This window comes from Streptomyces sp. NPDC048496, assembly GCF_043200055.1.
Taxonomy (GTDB): Bacteria; Actinomycetota; Actinomycetes; order Streptomycetales; family Streptomycetaceae; genus Streptomyces.
On record NZ_JBICXB010000011.1, the window covers coordinates 21,615 to 36,240 of the forward strand.

The following is a 14,626-nucleotide window of genomic DNA, read 5'->3' on the forward strand; positions in this document are numbered from 1 at the left end:
TGCTCGGGCAGGTGTTCCGGAGGGCCACGGTACGACGGACGGCGGCCGGATGCCGCCTCGGCCGGACGCTCCGCAGACCGGCGCGGCGCGGGTCGGGGGCGCCCGGTGGCGGGCTATTCGCCGAACTTGTCGACCAGCTTCCGGGCCAGTGCCTGGGCCTTCTCCTGCAGTTCCTTGCTGTCCGGGACCTGGCTCGCGAAGGCGGGCTGCTCGGCGTACCGGACGGTCACGATGACGTTCGATGTGCGGAATACCACGCTCACCGTGCGGCGTTGTGCGCTGGATCCTGCCCGAGTGAGCAGATCGTCCAGAAATGCGGTATCTCCGAGGTCGTCGAGCGTGCGCGGACGGAGGTCCTCGGAGCCTGCGCCCGGGTCGCCGCCGGTGTCCTGTGGCGAGCCGGAGGGGGAGTCCGACCGGGGGCCCGACGGGGAGTCCGTCGGCGAGGCCGTCACCTTCTCCGCGTCGCCGGGGGCGAAGGTGCCGGACGGCAGGTGGGCCGCGGTCTCCTTCTTCCCGTACACCTCGCGCGCGCGGTCCTCGTCGCTCACCGAGGTGTCGTACGAGACGACGCGCTCGAAGTCGAGCACGACGGAACGGGATGAGGCCGCGGCCTCCGACTTCCACTGGCAGCCGACCCGGCGGTCGGTGTCATAGGTGACTGCGGCCGTGCCCGTGAACGCCTTCTCCTGCTGGTTCTCCGGCAGTTCGGCGATGCCCGGAAGCAAATCCTCCAGCGTGGATCGCGTGATGGAGCGACAGGGCTCGGGAAGCGTGCGGTACTTGCCCGCCGGAGCGGCGGCGATGCTCGGGCTGCCGGGTTTACTGTCGGCGGCGGGGCCTTCGGTACCGGTGCCACCGGTGCAGCCGGCGGTCAGCACTGCGAGGAGTGTGACGCCGGGTACGTACGCCATTCGTCGCACGGTCCGGGCTCCCTTCGAGCGAAAAGAAGTTGCCGCTCGATGGCGGCCGGTGGACACAATGTGTATCGCACGCGCCGCTGTGATTGCCGGTCGGCCGACTCTTTTGCCGACCTTGGCACCGGTTTTGCGCTTTCAGACTTTTCGGGGGAATCGAGGAACTATGTCGTACATAGAGGTACCGGGGGCGAAGGTCCCCATCCGCATGTGGGCCGACCCGGCCTCGGTCGAGGACGGCGCGATGCAGCAGCTGCAGAACGTTGCCACGCTGCCCTGGATCAAGGGGCTGGCCGTCATGCCCGACGTGCATTACGGCAAGGGTGCGACCGTCGGTTCGGTGATCGCGATGAGTGGTGCGGTCTGTCCGGCGGCGGTGGGAGTGGACATCGGGTGCGGCATGTCCGCGGTGAAGACGTCCCTGACGGCCAATGACCTTCCGGGCGACCTGTCGCGGCTTCGGTCGAAGATCGAGCAGGCCATTCCGGTGGGCCGGGGCATGCACGGCGACGTCGTGGACCCCGGCCGACTGCACGGCTTCCCGACCGCGGGCTGGGACGACTTCTGGGGACGGTTCGACGGGATTGCGGATGCGGTCAAATTCCGTCATGAACGTGCCACCAAGCAGATGGGAACGCTTGGATCCGGAAACCACTTCATCGAGTTCTGCCTCGACGAGTCGGGTTCGGTGTGGCTGATGCTGCACTCCGGGTCCCGGAACATCGGCAAGGAGCTCGCCGAGTACCACATCGGGGTGGCGCAGAAGCTGACGCACAACCAGGGCCTGATCGATCGTGACCTGGCGGTCTTCATCGCGGACACCCCGCAGATGGCGGCGTACCGGAACGACCTGTTCTGGGCCCAGGAGTACGCGAAGCACAACCGCGCGATCATGATGGGGCTCTTCCAGGACGTCGTCCGCAAGGAGTTCAAGAAGGCCCGGGTCACCTTCGAACCGGTCATCTCCTGCCACCACAACTATGTGTCGGAGGAGCGGTACGAGGGCATGGATCTGCTGGTCACCCGTAAGGGGGCGATCCGTGCCGGTTCGGGTGACTTCGGCATCATCCCGGGGTCGATGGGCACTGGCTCGTACATCGTGAAGGGGCTCGGGAACGCGAAGTCGTTCAACTCGGCCTCGCACGGGGCCGGCCGGAAGATGAGCCGCAATGCGGCCAAGCGGCGGTTCTCGACGCGGGACCTGGAGGAGCAGACGCGGGGTGTGGAGTGCCGTAAGGACTCCGGCGTCGTGGACGAGATCCCGGGTGCGTACAAGCCGATCGAGCAGGTCATCGAGCGGCAGCGGGACCTGGTGGAGGTCGTCGCGAAGCTGAAGCAGGTGGTGTGCGTGAAGGGCTGAGTGCCCTTGACGCCGCTGCGAAGACGAGCCCCGGACCCGCCGTGGTGGTGGTCCGGGGCTCGTCCGTGCGGGCCGATGGTTTCAGAGCGTGCGGTGGACCTTGGTGTTGGACGCCTGGGCGCGGGGGCGGACCACCAGGAGGTCGATGTTGACGTGGCTGGGGCGGGTGATGGCCCAGGTGATCGTGTCGGCCACGTCGTCGGCGGTGAGGGGGGCCTCGACGCCGGCGTAGACCTTGGCGGCCTTCTCGGTGTCGCCGCGGAAGCGGGTGGTGGCGAACTCCTCCGTCTTGACCATGCCGGGGGCGACCTCGATGACGCGGACCGGGGTGCCGACGATCTCCAGGCGGAGGGTCTCGGCGAGGACGTGTTCGCCGTGCTTGGCGGCCACGTAGCCACCGCCGCCCTCGTACGTGGACAGGCCCGCCGTCGAGGAAAGGATCACGATCGTGCCGTCGCCGCCCGCGGTGAGGGCGGGGAGCAGGGCCTGGGTGACGTTGAGCGTGCCGATGACGTTCGTCTCGTACATCTGGCGCCAGTCGGCCGGGTCGCCGGTGGCGACCGGGTCCGCGCCGAGCGCGCCGCCCGCGTTGTTGACGAGGACGGCGAGCGAGCGGAAGGCGGTGGCGAAAGCTTCGACCGCCTCGCGGTCCGTGACGTCCAGGGCGTACGCCGTGGCCTCGTGGCCCGCCTCGTTGATCTCGGCGGCGAGCGCCTCGATGCGGTCCTTGCGGCGGGCGGTCAGGACGACGCGGTAGCCGGCGGCGGCCAGCTGCCGGGCGGTCGCGGCACCGATGCCGCTGCTCGCTCCGGTGATGACGGCGATGGGGGTGGCGGCCATGCGGACTCGACTCCTCGGACAGCTGATCGGTACGGGGTCAGGATAGGCAGGCGGCGCGAGGTCCCGTTCGGCGGCCGCGCTGTACGGGGCGTCCGGCGGCCGCGTCTCCCGAGGCGGCCGGGGCGGGAGAGTGGCGCCGCCGGAGCCCAGGTGTCGATGTGGTCTGCCGTCGGCGCCCGATCGGTGGGGCTGTCGGTGTGTGCGGCCGTCGGTCGGTGGTGGGTGTCGACGTGGCCGGTGAGATGCTGTTTCTCAGTGGTTGCGGGGGGCGTACATGATCACGGCCATGCCGGCCAGGCAGATCAGCGCGCCGGTGACGTCCCAGCGGTCGGGGCGGTAGCCGTCGGCGACCATGCCCCAGGCGATCGAGCCCGCGACGAAGACACCGCCGTACGCGGCGAGGATGCGGCCGAACTCACCGTCCGGCTGCAGCGTCGCGACGAAGCCGTACGCACCCAGGGCGATGACTCCGGCGCCGATCCAGATCCAGCCCCGGTGTTCCCGCGCGCCCTGCCAGACGAGCCAGGCGCCGCCGATCTCGAAGAGCGCGGCAACAGCGAAGAGTGCGACAGAGCGGGCGACGACCATGGGAGCAGCGTTTCATGTGGGATGGGTGGGTTCGGATGGGTGGGGCAAGCGGGTGGAGTGGAGCGCGGAGCTGGTGTGTAAATACGGATAATTCGGGGTGATCGGTATCTTCGGGGCATGGTAGTCACGCGTAAGGCTCGGCTGGCGGTCTCCGCCGCGGCGGCGATGGCGGCAACGGTGTCGACGGCGGCATGGGGGGCGGGACAGGCGGTCGCGACGGGGCCCGTGCCCGCGCCGGTGGACCGGCGGGTGGCGCGGGAGGCGGACGTCTCGCACCACGGGCATGTCTCGCTGTGGGGCAGGGGGCTCGGGGTCTGGCTGCACAGCGAGAACCACGGCCCGTCGAATCTGGCGAGCGTGACCGTACGGTTCCGCTTCTCGGTGCCTCTCAGTGGCCGCCAGGAGATGCCGGTCGAGTGTCTGCAGGCGGACGCCCGAACCGTACTGTGCCGGACGGGTCCGCTGAGGGCGGACGGGTGGGCGGGCCGCCAGCTCGCGCTCGAGTTGCAGCTCGCGAGACGGCCGGACGAGGTGGTCGTACGGATCGACACCGTCTGGAACGGTGGCGCGACCGACCGGCACCCCGGCAACAACCGGCATGAGGTGCTGGCGCCCGCCACCGATGACGAGTACGTCTTCTGACCTCGTGACGAGGTGATCGCCTGGCTCGCGCCCACCGTCCAGCGCTATCTGCTCGGTGCGGGCCAGATCGCGCGGCTGCGGAGCGGAAAGTTCGATGCGGCGCAAGGCGGGTCGTAGGGCGATTCGTCAGGTGTGCCGTGCGGATCGTGTCCGGCCGTGCCCCGCCGGACAGCCCTACCGGACCGGACCGGCCTGATCCCCGGCGCCGAACTCGAGCACCGCGTCGGCGACGATCGTCTCCAGGTGGGTGTGGTGGGCGCCGCGCCAGTACACCCGACCGCACTCCGTGCACTGTGCGAAGACGTCGTACGACTGCTGTGTGCCGTGCTCCAGCTGCTCCCGGACGGATTCCTTGTCCGCGTCGGTCAGCGGCCCGTTGCAGGCCGTGCACCGGGTCCACGGGGCCAGCTCCGGTGCGAACCGCTCCAGCACGTCCCGCAGCTGATCGTCCGGACGGTCGCTGTAGATGTACGCCCCCGCCCAGATCTCCCGCCGCCGCAGCAGTCCCCGGTCCCGGGAGAGAAGTACCCGCTGCTCCTTCGCCGACAGGGCGGCCAGCGCCGGGTCACCGAGGTCCTCGCTCTCGTACGCGGCGTCGACGCCCAGCAACCGCAGCCGCCGGGCGAGCGTGCCGAGGTGGACATCGAGCAGGAAGCGCAGCGGCGCGCCCTCGACGCGCTGGGGGCGCGCCACCGCGCGCACCTCCACCAGTTCGCCCGCGCCCGGGATGTGCGAGACGGGGACGGGGCGGCCGTCCACGAGCAGTTGGCCGGCCTCGGTGAGCGGGACGCCGAGCGATTCCACGACATGGCCGAGCGTCGAGGCGCCGTCGGTGGTCACTGACGTGCGGCCGTTGCGGCGTTCATGGGCAACGAAGAGCCGCAGTTCAGGGTCGACTTCGAGGTGGATCTCCGGTCCGTTCACGTCGTCAGCATGCCACCGGGCGGTCTGCGTGAGCCAGGGAATTCATGGGCGAGGGGCAGCCGGAGGCGGGTGGTCCGGCTCAGAGCCTGTCGGGTGACCTTCGATCGGATAGCGGCCGCGGCCTGGTGCGTGCGATTCCAAGGCGGCGGGATGTCCTCGTAGCGGAGCTACTAGGACATTTCGGCAACGCGGCAAGCGGGCGTGCTGGGCGGCGCGACGGGGCAAAGCTTGCCGGGAGGGGCACTAAAGTTCCCGCATGAAGATCACCGACCTCGAACCCGGCGACCCCCGACTGACCACGGACCTTCTTCCCGTGCTGCGCGAACTGCGTCCGCATCTGACGGAGGACCTCTTCCGCGAGGTGTACGACAAGGGGTACTCGCAGGGGCTCCGCTTCACCGCCGTCCACGACGGCGACGGCGCATGCGTGGGTGCGGCCGGATGGCGGATCGTCGACAACACCAGCCAGATCCGCAAGCTGTACGTCGACGATCTGGTCACCGCCGAGCACGCCCGGTCCACCGGTGTCGGCCACCGGCTCCTGGGGTATCTGGAGCAGCGTGCCCGGGAGGCCGGCTGCCTGGACCTGAGTCTGGACTCGGGCACGCATCGCACCGATGCCCACCGCTTCTACCTGCGGGAGCGGCTGGACATCGTCGCGTTCAGCTTCAACAAGCCTCTGGCCCGGAATTCGGACTGATCCCGGGGCCGGGCCCGGAACCGGGCTCCAGAGTGAGGTCCAGTCGCCAGTCGTTCGTCAGCAGCGTATGGCCGGGCGGGTACTCGAAGTCGCACTCGCCGATCAGGATGAAGCCCGTCCTGCGGCACACCGCGTTCGACGCGCCGTTGTCGACGGACGGGTAGGCGTGCAGATGGCGGTGCTTGCGCTCGGCCCGCGCCTGCTCGACGACGGCCCTGGTCGCGGCCGTGGCGATGCCCCGCCCCTGGTGGCCGGCGAGGACGGCCCACCCCGTCTCGTACACCTCATGGCCCCGCCAGGTGCGCTCCCAGAAACCGATCGTCCCCACGGCCTCGCCCCCGCTTCCGTCGGCCAGGGTGATCCGGAACATCCTGCCCCGGCCCGTCCGGTCCGCGCTCAGCTCCACATAGCGGCCGTGGCGCACCATGAGCTGCTCCTCCGACTCGGGACCGCCCAGATGATCCATCAGTTCCGGCGCGTTGACCCGGCGCAGGAGCTCCAGGTCGCCGTCCGACCAGGGCTCGATCCGTACGGGAGGCGCCGATGACGGGGGAGTGTGCTCCATGCGGCAACAGTAGGACGCGGCACTGACAATCAGCGCCCGGTGAGTGCCGTCGGCGGCACTCCGAGCGTCGTCGTGAAGTCCCTGACCAGGTGCGCCTGGTCGCTGTAACCGAGTTCCGCCGCGAGCGTGGCCCAGTCCACCTCGGGGTCGGTCTCGGCGCGTTCCAGCGCCTCGTGGATGCGGTAGCGCAGGATGACCCACTTGGGGCCGACGCCCACATAGGTGGCGAAGAGCCGCTGCAGCGACCGCGCCGACAGCCCTTCGCTGCGGGCGAGTTCGTCGACGCGGCGGATCGTGCGGTCGGTGCGGACGCGTTCGACCAGCGCCATCACATGCTCGGCCTGCGGGTCGGGTTCCGGGGCGAGCGCCAGCAGGTACGCGTCCAGCGCCGCGACCCGTGCGTCCTCCTCGGCCGGGTCCAGCACGGCCGCCACGGGCGCGGGTACGGCGAGGACCTCGTCCGCCATCAGCCGTCGGCCCGACCACCGCGACACAGGGTGGTCCGGTGCGAACGGCCGGAAGCCGCCCGGCCGGAACTTCACCCCGCAGACCCGTCCCCGGCCGTCCAGCTTCTTGCTGAAGAGCTGGAGCCCGATGCCCGCGACCTCCGCGAAGGCGGGCTCGCCGGTGCTCTCGTAGTGCTGGAAGACCAGGTTCACCGAAGGGTGCGGCACCACGTGCGAGATGTAAGGCTCCGGCAGGTCCCAGTCGATCAGCCAGTAGCTCGCCACCTGCGTCCGCAGCCCGGGGGCCGGCTCGCGGCGGCGGAAACGCACGTGCGAGAGGAGTTCGCGGGCGTCGACGATGCCCCGGTAGTCGCGTCGAGGACCTGACATGGCGGCGATCCTATGCCGCACAAAGGTTCGAGTCATCCGTGTCGCGTTTCTTCAAGACGCGGGCGATTGCCGGATGCATGGTTGAAGCATGAAGAAGATCAGTGAATTGCTGGACGTGGCCGCGGAGCGGGCGATTCCTGTCGTGCGCGGGATCGACGACGGCCAGCTGGGCGACCCCACGCCGTGCGCGGAGTACGACGTGCGGGCCCTGGTCGACCACCTCTTCCAGGTGGTCGTCAACTTCCAGGCCCTGGCGGCCAGGGAGGAGCCGGACTTCGGCGCGAAGCCGACCGCGGTCACTGGCGACTGGCGCAGCCGCTTCGGCGAGGAGACGGCCAAGCTGGTGGCGGCGTGGGGCGCGCCGGGTGCGGACGAGGGGACCGCGGGTTCCATGGGGTTCCCCGCCAGGACCGTCGCGCAGATGGTGCTGGGCGATCTGACCGTGCACGCATGGGACCTGGCGCGCGCCACCGGGCAGGAATTCGTTCCGGACGAGGCCGTGGTGCGCGAACTGGGGCCCGGCGTCGCCGACATGGCGCCGAACGCGCGGAAGGCGAAGGTGTACGGCGAACCCTTCCCCGTACCGGACAGTGCTAGCCCCTTTGAGCGGATTCTGGGTACGACGGGCCGCGACCCGGGCTGGCAGCCGCCCCGGGCATGACCCCGGGGACGCCCGGGGCGCTTGCGGCGCCGATGGTTTCCGCCGGCGTCGGCCTCTGCGCGGCCGGTTCCGGTGCTCCCGCCGCGCCGTAGAGCGCACCGAGCGTCGCGTACGCCTCGTCGACGATCTCCCTCGCCGCCTCGGTCATCTCGCGCTCGGCGAGGCGGGCCGCCTGATGGGTGTACGGCGACGGCGGCTCCGGGTGCCGGCGCCGCCACCAGCTCTCGCAGCCTGCGTAGATCCCGGCGGCGAAGACCAGCAGGGGGATGGACAGGGCCAGCAGCGTGTCACCCATGGCAGGCCTCCTCGATGTCGATGCCCCGTACACGAGGTCGATGCCTCGTACACGAGCACGTGGGCTGTACGGGGCATCGGCATGTCCGGCAGGCCGGCTGAAGATCATTCTTCGGCCGATGAATGGCCGGATGTGGGCGTCAACCGGACACCCTCCGGTTGTCCGGAGTCCACACGTGCAGGGCATCCCCGTCCCTGGACACCGTGTACCAGGTGCCGTCGCCGAGCGCCGTGGGCGTGCCGCAGACCGGGAAAGGGTACGCGATCTGCCCGGCCGGTCGCATTCCCGCCGTCTCCAGCAGCCAGTGCCGGACCGGGCCGAACTCCTCCTCCTGGTCCGTGCTGGTGATCGCGGTCTCCCGGTCCAGGAAGCCGCACTCGTAGTCCCACATCACGTCGTCGGCGTCATAGTCGTCCGGATCCGCGTCGGGATGACGGGGCACGGCGTCCTCCGCCTCCAGTTCGGCCACCACCTCGCCGTCCGCGACCCGGTGCAGGGCGAGCGAGTCCAGGTCGTGGGCCACGGTCAGGAAGTACTCACCCGTGGGGCTCACCGACGTCAGGATCCGCTCCTGCTCGCCGAACTGCTCCACGCAGAGCTCCACCCCGTCCCACCGCCCCCACAGCAGCGGTGCCCCGTCCTGGCCCTCGCCGACGCTCAGCCCCATCTGTGCCGGATCCGGGTGCGGTACGTGCTCCGAGCCCGCGGCCACGGTCTCCGCGTCCGCCCGGCCCAGCACCCGCCCGTCGGCGGCGTCGATGACCAGCCACTCGTCCAGCGCTTCCGGATCCGGCCCGGCCGAGGCGACGGGGCCGCGGACATGGGCCCACACGAGCGACCCGTCCGCCGAGAACACCGCCGAGCCGCTGTCCGCGTACAGATGCGCCCTGTCGTCCGCGTACTCCTCGTACGACTCGTGCAGGACGCGGCAGCCGCCCTCCCAGCAGCCGTGCCGCACCTCCCAGCGCACCACGCCCGCCGGATCGACGGCGCGCACCGCATGCACCCCCGAGAAGACCGCGAGATCCCCGCCCGGCGCCACTGTGAACGTACCGAAACGGCGCGGCCACGGCGCCGGGAAGCGGGTCCGCGGGACGGACCCGTCGTCCAGGCCGACGGCGACCGCCTCGACATCGCCCCGCTGTATCAGCAGACGCCGGTCCGGCCACCGCAGAACTGACGGGGCGTACGCGGCGTCGCGCTCCCGGTCCAGGGGCGCGGTGAATGTGGCGACAAGACGCGCGGTAACGGCGCTGGTGATCATGGTTCCCCTCCCGAACGTGCAGCCTGCGGCGTGCACCAGAACAGGGGAGAACCGTAGAACCCAGGGGTGACAGCCGCGCTACGGGGTGGGGTCGGGGGCCGGCTCGGGGCAGGTCGGGACGTGCGGGAACCCCGGCTCAGGGCCAGACCAGGCAGTACGCCTGATGCCCCGCGTCATGCAGACGATGGCTGAAATCCTGCCACTCGTGCAGCAGTTGGTAGACGTTGAACGCGTCGCGCGGGCCGCCGCGGTCCGGGACCGTGGACCAGATGAAGGCCGCGGCGCCGACCGATTCCTCGCCGACGCCGCGCAGCGGGTCGACGACCGTCATGGGGAGTTTGACCACGGCGTAGTCGGGGTGCAGGACGACCAGTTCCAGCGGGGGGACCCGGTGCAGGGGTATGCCCTGGATTCCGGTGAGGACCATGGCCGCCACCGTCTCCGGTTTGATCTTGGTGAACATGCCGCCCATGCCCAGCTCGTCGCCGCCGAGTTCCTCGGGGCGCATGGAAATGGGCACCCGTGCGGCCGTGGCTCCGTCGGGGGCCCCGAAGTATTTGTACGTCACCCCCACCCGGCCACCACTCCCGCTTCCGGACCGCGCACTGCCGGCCTGTATGCCCTGCCGACGCTCGGCCTCACGCCGGTGCCGGCCTCGGCGGGCAGGCTCGGGCCCCAGGTCGCCGGTCCCTTCGCCCACTTCGCCACCGCGATGCATATCTCATCCATCCGACTACTACTTATGGAGACACAGCCCCCGCCGCGCAACCTGATCATCGTGCCAGTGACCTCCCCCGCGGGCGTGGTGTGAAACACCTGTCCGCAAGACCGCCGGAGGCTCTGACACCATGGCTTGTGTGAGCTTTCCCTATGACGCCCCAGTTTCGCAGACGCTTTTCGACCGCGCGTCCCTCGTGACGCCCGGCGGCGTGAACTCTCCCGTACGTGCCTTCCGGGCCGTGGGCGGTACGCCCCGCTTCATGGTGTCCGGTGCCGGTCCGTACCTCACCGATGCCGACGGCCGTGAGTACGTCGACCTCGTGTGCTCGTGGGGGCCGATGATCCTCGGCCATTCCCACCCCGAGGTCATCGCCGCAGTCCAGGAGGCTGTCGCCCGCGGCACCTCGTTCGGTACGCCCGGTGAGGGCGAGGTCGCGCTCGCCGAGGAGATCGTGGCCCGGATCGAGCCCGTGGAGCAGGTGCGGCTGGTGTCCTCGGGCACCGAGGCGACCATGTCCGCGATCCGGTTGGCCCGCGGATTCACCGGCCGGGCGAAGGTCGTGAAGTTCGCCGGCTGCTACCACGGGCACGTCGACGCGCTGCTTGCCGCCGCCGGGTCCGGGGTCGCGACCTTCGGTCTGCCGGACACCCCGGGCGTCACCGGCGCACAGGCCGGCGACACGATCGTGCTGCCGTACAACGACCTGGAGGCCGTGCGGGCCGCGTTCGCCGCGCACCCCGGTGAGATCGCCTGTGTGATCACCGAGGCCTCGCCCGGCAACATGGGCGTGGTGCCGCCGCTGGACGGTTTCAACGCCGGGCTCAAGGAGCTCTGCGCCGAGGGCGGGGCGCTGTACATCTCCGACGAGGTCATGACCGGATTCCGTACCTCGAAGGCCGGCTGGTTCGGCATCGACGGCGTGCGGCCCGACCTGATGACCTTCGGCAAGGTCATGGGCGGGGGCTTCCCGGCCGCGGCCTTCGGCGGGCGCGCCGACGTGATGGCGCACCTCGCCCCGGTCGGCCCCGTCTACCAGGCGGGCACCCTCTCCGGAAACCCGATCGCCACCGCCGCCGGTCTCGCCCAGCTGCGGCTGCTCGACGACGCGGCGTACGCGAAGGTCGACGCGGTCTCCGCGGAGATCCGGTCCCTGGTGAGCGAGGCGTTCACCAAGGAGGGCGTCGCGCACACGGTGTCCGCGGCGAGCAACATGTTCTCCGTGTTCTTCACGGAGCAGCCGGTGCGTGACTACGAGGACGCGAAGAAGCAGGAAGCTTTCCGCTTCACCGCCTTCTTCCACTCGATGCTGTCGCAGGGCGTCTATCTGCCGCCGTCCGCGTTCGAGTCCTGGTTCGTCTCCACCGCCCACGACACGCAGGCCGTCGAGCGGATCGCCGCCGCCCTGCCCGCCGCCGCCCGCGCCGCCTCGGAGGCCACCGCATGAGCGAGACCAGCCGTGCAGACAGTGCGCGTCAGGACATCACTGTCGTTCATCTGATGCGGCACGGGGAGGTGCACAACCCCGAGGGCGTGCTCTACGGACGCCGTCCCGGCTACCACCTCTCCGAGCTCGGCCGGCAGATGGCCGACCGGGTGGCCGAGCACCTGGAGAAGCGCGACATCACCCATGTCGTCGCCTCCCCGCTGGAGCGCGCCCAGGAGACGGCGACGCCGATCGCCAAGTCGCACGGCGTCGACCTGGCCACCGACGAGCGGCTGATCGAGGCGGCCAATGTCTTCGAGGGCAAGACCTTCGGGGTCGGCGACGGTGCGCTGCGCAAGCCGGACAACTGGAAGCACCTCACCAACCCCTTCCGCCCGTCCTGGGGCGAGCCGTACATCGAGCAGGTCGTACGGATGATGGGCGCCCTCGATGCCGCGCGCGACGCGGCCCGCGGGCACGAGGCGGTCTGCGTCAGCCACCAGCTGCCGATCTGGATCGTCCGGAGCTTCGTCGAGCGACGGCGGCTCTGGCACGACCCGCGCAAGCGGCAGTGCACGCTGGCCTCGCTGACCAGCTTCACGTACCAGGGCGACAAGATCGTCTCGGTCGGCTACACCGAGCCGGCCCGCGATCTGGTCCCTGCGCACCTGCTGGCCGGTGCGAAGCCGGTGAAGGGGAAGTCCAAGGCGTTCGGCGCGTAGCCGGGACTTCTCGACCCGCACGGGCCCCTGCCGATGTGTCGGCCGGGGCCCGTGGTGCGTTCGGGTCAGGAACAAGGTCACGTCAGGAGTGGGGTCTGGTCACGCACAGAATTGTGTGTTAGCCGGCGGAACCCCCGCGTTGTTGCGCGCGTCTAAGCCTTCGCCAGTTTGTATGCAGTTGGGTCGGAACGACCGCAGATAGGGACGCCATGCGCGACATCAGCCGAAGGAGTCTGCTCGGAGCCGGACTGGGGGGCGCGGCTGCCATCGGGATGGCGGGCTGCGGTTCCCGGCACTCTTCCGAAACGGGCCGGCCGGGACCCGGCCCCGGGGAGAGGGCGGGCGGCAAGGCCGAGGGGGAAGGTGCCGGGATCGAGGACGTCCGCGAGATCGGGGACGGTTCCACCGCGGACACCGGGGAGCAGCCGAACCAGCCTTCCGCGCCGGTCCCGCTGGAACCCGGCCAGACCCCGCCGCAGTTCGTGATCTTTTCCTGGGACGGGGCGGGTGAGGTCGGCACCGGGCTCTTCCCGCGTTTTCTCGAACTCGCCAAGGAGCACGACGCGGCGATGACCTTCTTCCTCTCCGGGATCTACCTGCTGCCCGAGTCGAAGAAATCCCTGTATCGGCCGCCGAACAACCGCATCGGCGCCTCCGACATCGGCTATCTCACCGATGCCCACATCAAGGAGACGCTGGGCCACATACGGAGCGCCTGGCTCGACGGTCATGAGGTCGGCACGCACTTCAACGGGCACTTCTGCGCCGGTTCCGGATCGGTCGCCCACTGGACGTCCGCCCAGTGGGAGAACGAAATCGATCAGGCGGTCTCCTTCGTCACCGAATGGCGCACCAATACCGGCTGGACCGATCTCGACCCGCTGCCCTTCGACTACCGCAAGGAACTCGTCGGCGGCCGCACCCCCTGTCTGCTCGGCCAGAACAATCTGCTGCCCACCGCGCGCCGACTGGGCTGGCGCTACGACGCGAGCTCGCCCGGCGGCACCCAGATCTGGCCCACGAAGCGCCAGGGCGTATGGGATCTTCCACTGCAGGGCATGCCGTTCCCCGGGCACACCTTCGAAGTGCTGTCGATGGACTACAACATCCTCGCGAACCAGTCACGGAACACCACCCGGGGAATGCCGTCGCGCTATCCGGAATGGCGCACCCAGGCCACTCAGTCGTACCTCGCCGCTTTCAACCGTGCGTACGGGTCGAATCGCGCACCCTTCTACATCGGCAACCACTTCGAGGAGTGGAACGGCGGCATCTATATGGATGCGGTCGAAGAGACCCTCAAAAGGATCGCGGGGAAGCCGGATGTGCGGCTCGTCTCCTTCCGGCAGTTCGTCGACTGGCTCGACGTCCAGGATCCGGCCGTGCTCGCGAAGCTCCGCACACTGGAGGTCGGCCAGTCGCCCGACGGTGGCTGGAACGCCTTCTTTAAACGGGCCTGACAACGGGCTTTACGGGCACCTAGGGGGGTGAGCAAGATCCCCGAAACAGCCATGCGAAACTTTTCACATGAGCTCTGGCCGCGCACCCCGACGCCGCTTCACCCTGCTCGCCGCCCCCGCAGCGGCCGCCGCGATGGCGTTGACCCTGACCGCCTGCGGCGGTGACGGCAACAAGGCCGGCGGTGGCGGCAATTCGCACTTCGTCACCGGTAGTGGCGGAATCTCCACCGTGGCCAAGGCGGACCGCAAGGAGGCGCCGAAGCTCGACGGAACGACGCTGGACGGCAAGCCCCTCGACGTCGCCGACTACAAGGGCAAGGTCGTCGTGCTGAACGTATGGGGCTCGTGGTGCGGCCCCTGCCGGCTGGAGGCCAAGCACTTCGCGAAGGTGTCGAAGGAGACCGCGAGCCAGGGCGTCCAGTTCATCGGGATCAACACCCGGGACGCCGAGAAGGGCCCGGCGGTGAACTTCGAGAAGGACAACAGCATCACCTACCCGAGCTTCTTCGACCCGATCGGGAAGCTCATCCTGCGCTTCCCCAAGGGCACGCTGAACCCGCAGGCCATTCCGTCGACCGTGGTCATCGACCGGGACGGGAAGATCGCGGCCCGCACCCTCGTCGCCCTCGACGACGTCAAGCTCCACAAGATGATCGACCCGCTGATCGCGGAGAAGTGATTCCGTGCTCACCCTTGCCGCGCTTACGG

17 protein-coding genes are annotated in these 14,626 nt (G+C 69.8%); 8 read left to right on the top strand and 9 right to left on the bottom strand.

Going from position 1 to position 14,626, the window contains the following annotated elements; all coding sequences use genetic code 11:
• Positions 1-113: 113 nt before the first annotated feature.
• Positions 114-914 carry a DUF3558 domain-containing protein gene (locus ACGFSA_RS13900; RefSeq protein WP_393303797.1) on the bottom strand — a complete coding sequence of 267 codons (801 nt, stop codon included), beginning with the start codon at positions 912-914 and terminating at the stop codon, positions 114-116.
• A 169-nt stretch (positions 915-1,083) separates the two neighbouring features.
• On the opposite strand from ACGFSA_RS13900, the gene ACGFSA_RS13905 reads away from it, so the two are divergent.
• Positions 1,084-2,277: an RtcB family protein gene (locus ACGFSA_RS13905; protein WP_393303799.1), complete on the top strand. Its 1,194-nt coding sequence runs from the start codon at positions 1,084-1,086 to the stop codon at positions 2,275-2,277.
• A gap of 81 nt (positions 2,278-2,358) precedes the next feature.
• Here the strand turns inward: ACGFSA_RS13905 and ACGFSA_RS13910 are convergent, their stop codons facing one another.
• Together ACGFSA_RS13910 and ACGFSA_RS13915 are read right to left on the bottom strand one after the other, a co-directional pair.
• Entirely contained in the window at positions 2,359-3,117 is a 759-nt protein-coding gene (locus ACGFSA_RS13910) for an SDR family NAD(P)-dependent oxidoreductase (RefSeq protein WP_393303801.1), read from the bottom strand.
• A gap of 252 nt (positions 3,118-3,369) precedes the next feature.
• Positions 3,370-3,705, bottom strand: coding sequence for a YnfA family protein (locus tag ACGFSA_RS13915; RefSeq protein ID WP_393303802.1), 336 nt, complete (start codon positions 3,703-3,705; stop codon positions 3,370-3,372).
• A gap of 117 nt (positions 3,706-3,822) precedes the next feature.
• On the opposite strand from ACGFSA_RS13915, the gene ACGFSA_RS13920 reads away from it, so the two are divergent.
• Positions 3,823-4,347: a hypothetical protein gene (locus tag ACGFSA_RS13920; RefSeq protein WP_393303803.1), complete on the top strand. Its 525-nt coding sequence runs from the start codon at positions 3,823-3,825 to the stop codon at positions 4,345-4,347.
• A gap of 174 nt (positions 4,348-4,521) precedes the next feature.
• Here ACGFSA_RS13920 and ACGFSA_RS13925 read toward each other — a convergent pair whose 3' ends face one another.
• Positions 4,522-5,271 carry a Mut7-C RNAse domain-containing protein gene (locus ACGFSA_RS13925; protein WP_393303804.1) on the bottom strand — a complete coding sequence of 250 codons (750 nt, stop codon included), beginning with the start codon at positions 5,269-5,271 and terminating at the stop codon, positions 4,522-4,524.
• A gap of 256 nt (positions 5,272-5,527) precedes the next feature.
• On the opposite strand from ACGFSA_RS13925, the gene ACGFSA_RS13930 reads away from it, so the two are divergent.
• Complete coding sequence (locus ACGFSA_RS13930) at positions 5,528-5,971, top strand: GNAT family N-acetyltransferase (RefSeq protein ID WP_393303806.1); 444 nt, start codon at positions 5,528-5,530, stop codon at positions 5,969-5,971.
• Here the strand turns inward: ACGFSA_RS13930 and ACGFSA_RS13935 are convergent.
• The gene (locus ACGFSA_RS13935; RefSeq protein WP_393303808.1) at positions 5,940-6,536 is read right to left on the bottom strand and encodes a GNAT family N-acetyltransferase; all 597 of its coding nucleotides are present in this window, start codon (positions 6,534-6,536) and stop codon (positions 5,940-5,942) included. The two genes, ACGFSA_RS13930 and ACGFSA_RS13935, sit on opposite strands and share 32 nt — an antisense overlap.
• Before the next feature lie 29 nt (positions 6,537-6,565).
• On the bottom strand, positions 6,566-7,372 hold the full coding sequence (locus ACGFSA_RS13940) for a DUF6597 domain-containing transcriptional factor (protein ID WP_393303810.1): 807 nt from the start codon (positions 7,370-7,372) through the stop codon (positions 6,566-6,568).
• Between the two features lie 88 nt (positions 7,373-7,460).
• On the opposite strand from ACGFSA_RS13940, the gene ACGFSA_RS13945 reads away from it, so the two are divergent.
• Positions 7,461-8,033, top strand: coding sequence for a TIGR03086 family metal-binding protein (locus ACGFSA_RS13945; protein WP_393303812.1), 573 nt, complete (start codon positions 7,461-7,463; stop codon positions 8,031-8,033).
• Here ACGFSA_RS13945 and ACGFSA_RS13950 read toward each other — a convergent pair.
• From ACGFSA_RS13950 to ACGFSA_RS13960, 3 genes are all read right to left on the bottom strand, one after another.
• A complete protein-coding gene (locus ACGFSA_RS13950) occupies positions 7,966-8,328 on the bottom strand; it encodes a hypothetical protein (RefSeq protein WP_393303814.1) in 363 nt (120 codons plus the stop codon). The two genes, ACGFSA_RS13945 and ACGFSA_RS13950, sit on opposite strands and share 68 nt — an antisense overlap.
• Positions 8,329-8,467: 139 nt before the next feature.
• Entirely contained in the window at positions 8,468-9,592 is a 1,125-nt protein-coding gene (locus ACGFSA_RS13955) for a hypothetical protein (protein ID WP_393303816.1), read from the bottom strand.
• A gap of 136 nt (positions 9,593-9,728) precedes the next feature.
• Positions 9,729-10,310 (bottom strand): hypothetical protein, encoded by a 582-nt coding sequence (locus ACGFSA_RS13960; RefSeq protein ID WP_393303818.1) that lies wholly within the window; start codon positions 10,308-10,310, stop codon positions 9,729-9,731.
• Positions 10,311-10,440: 130 nt separating this feature from the next.
• Between ACGFSA_RS13960 and hemL the strand changes: the two genes are divergently transcribed.
• The 4 genes from hemL to ACGFSA_RS13980 all read left to right on the top strand — a co-directional run bounded on the left by hemL (position 10,441) and on the right by ACGFSA_RS13980 (position 14,597).
• On the top strand, positions 10,441-11,757 hold the full coding sequence (hemL, locus tag ACGFSA_RS13965; protein ID WP_393303820.1) for a glutamate-1-semialdehyde 2,1-aminomutase: 1,317 nt from the start codon (positions 10,441-10,443) through the stop codon (positions 11,755-11,757).
• Positions 11,754-12,458 (top strand): histidine phosphatase family protein, encoded by a 705-nt coding sequence (locus ACGFSA_RS13970; RefSeq protein ID WP_393303822.1) that lies wholly within the window; start codon positions 11,754-11,756, stop codon positions 12,456-12,458. The genes hemL and ACGFSA_RS13970 overlap by 4 nt, the downstream gene beginning before the upstream one ends.
• Before the next feature lie 209 nt (positions 12,459-12,667).
• A complete protein-coding gene (locus ACGFSA_RS13975) occupies positions 12,668-13,918 on the top strand; it encodes a hypothetical protein (RefSeq protein WP_393303824.1) in 1,251 nt (416 codons plus the stop codon).
• A 67-nt stretch (positions 13,919-13,985) separates the two neighbouring features.
• Positions 13,986-14,597 carry a TlpA family protein disulfide reductase gene (locus ACGFSA_RS13980; protein ID WP_393303826.1) on the top strand — a complete coding sequence of 204 codons (612 nt, stop codon included), beginning with the start codon at positions 13,986-13,988 and terminating at the stop codon, positions 14,595-14,597.
• Positions 14,598-14,626 lie beyond the last annotated feature (29 nt).

Bases quoted from the DNA above. Each gene is read 5' to 3' on its own strand.
- ACGFSA_RS13900 (WP_393303797.1), bottom strand. From the start codon at position 914: ATGGCGTACGTACCCGGCGTCACACTCCTCGCAGTGCTGACCGCCGGC.
- ACGFSA_RS13905 (WP_393303799.1), top strand. From the start codon at position 1,084: ATGTCGTACATAGAGGTACCGGGGGCGAAGGTCCCCATCCGCATGTGG.
- ACGFSA_RS13910 (WP_393303801.1), bottom strand. From the start codon at position 3,117: ATGGCCGCCACCCCCATCGCCGTCATCACCGGAGCGAGCAGCGGCATC.
- ACGFSA_RS13915 (WP_393303802.1), bottom strand. From the start codon at position 3,705: ATGGTCGTCGCCCGCTCTGTCGCACTCTTCGCTGTTGCCGCGCTCTTC.
- ACGFSA_RS13920 (WP_393303803.1), top strand. From the start codon at position 3,823: ATGGTAGTCACGCGTAAGGCTCGGCTGGCGGTCTCCGCCGCGGCGGCG.
- ACGFSA_RS13930 (WP_393303806.1), top strand. From the start codon at position 5,528: ATGAAGATCACCGACCTCGAACCCGGCGACCCCCGACTGACCACGGAC.
- ACGFSA_RS13935 (WP_393303808.1), bottom strand. From the start codon at position 6,536: ATGGAGCACACTCCCCCGTCATCGGCGCCTCCCGTACGGATCGAGCCC.
- ACGFSA_RS13940 (WP_393303810.1), bottom strand. From the start codon at position 7,372: ATGTCAGGTCCTCGACGCGACTACCGGGGCATCGTCGACGCCCGCGAA.
- ACGFSA_RS13945 (WP_393303812.1), top strand. From the start codon at position 7,461: ATGAAGAAGATCAGTGAATTGCTGGACGTGGCCGCGGAGCGGGCGATT.
- ACGFSA_RS13950 (WP_393303814.1), bottom strand. From the start codon at position 8,328: ATGGGTGACACGCTGCTGGCCCTGTCCATCCCCCTGCTGGTCTTCGCC.
- ACGFSA_RS13955 (WP_393303816.1), bottom strand. From the start codon at position 9,592: ATGATCACCAGCGCCGTTACCGCGCGTCTTGTCGCCACATTCACCGCG.
- ACGFSA_RS13960 (WP_393303818.1), bottom strand. From the start codon at position 10,310: ATGCATCGCGGTGGCGAAGTGGGCGAAGGGACCGGCGACCTGGGGCCC.
- hemL (WP_393303820.1), top strand. From the start codon at position 10,441: ATGGCTTGTGTGAGCTTTCCCTATGACGCCCCAGTTTCGCAGACGCTT.
- ACGFSA_RS13970 (WP_393303822.1), top strand. From the start codon at position 11,754: ATGAGCGAGACCAGCCGTGCAGACAGTGCGCGTCAGGACATCACTGTC.
- ACGFSA_RS13975 (WP_393303824.1), top strand. From the start codon at position 12,668: ATGCGCGACATCAGCCGAAGGAGTCTGCTCGGAGCCGGACTGGGGGGC.
- ACGFSA_RS13980 (WP_393303826.1), top strand. From the start codon at position 13,986: ATGAGCTCTGGCCGCGCACCCCGACGCCGCTTCACCCTGCTCGCCGCC.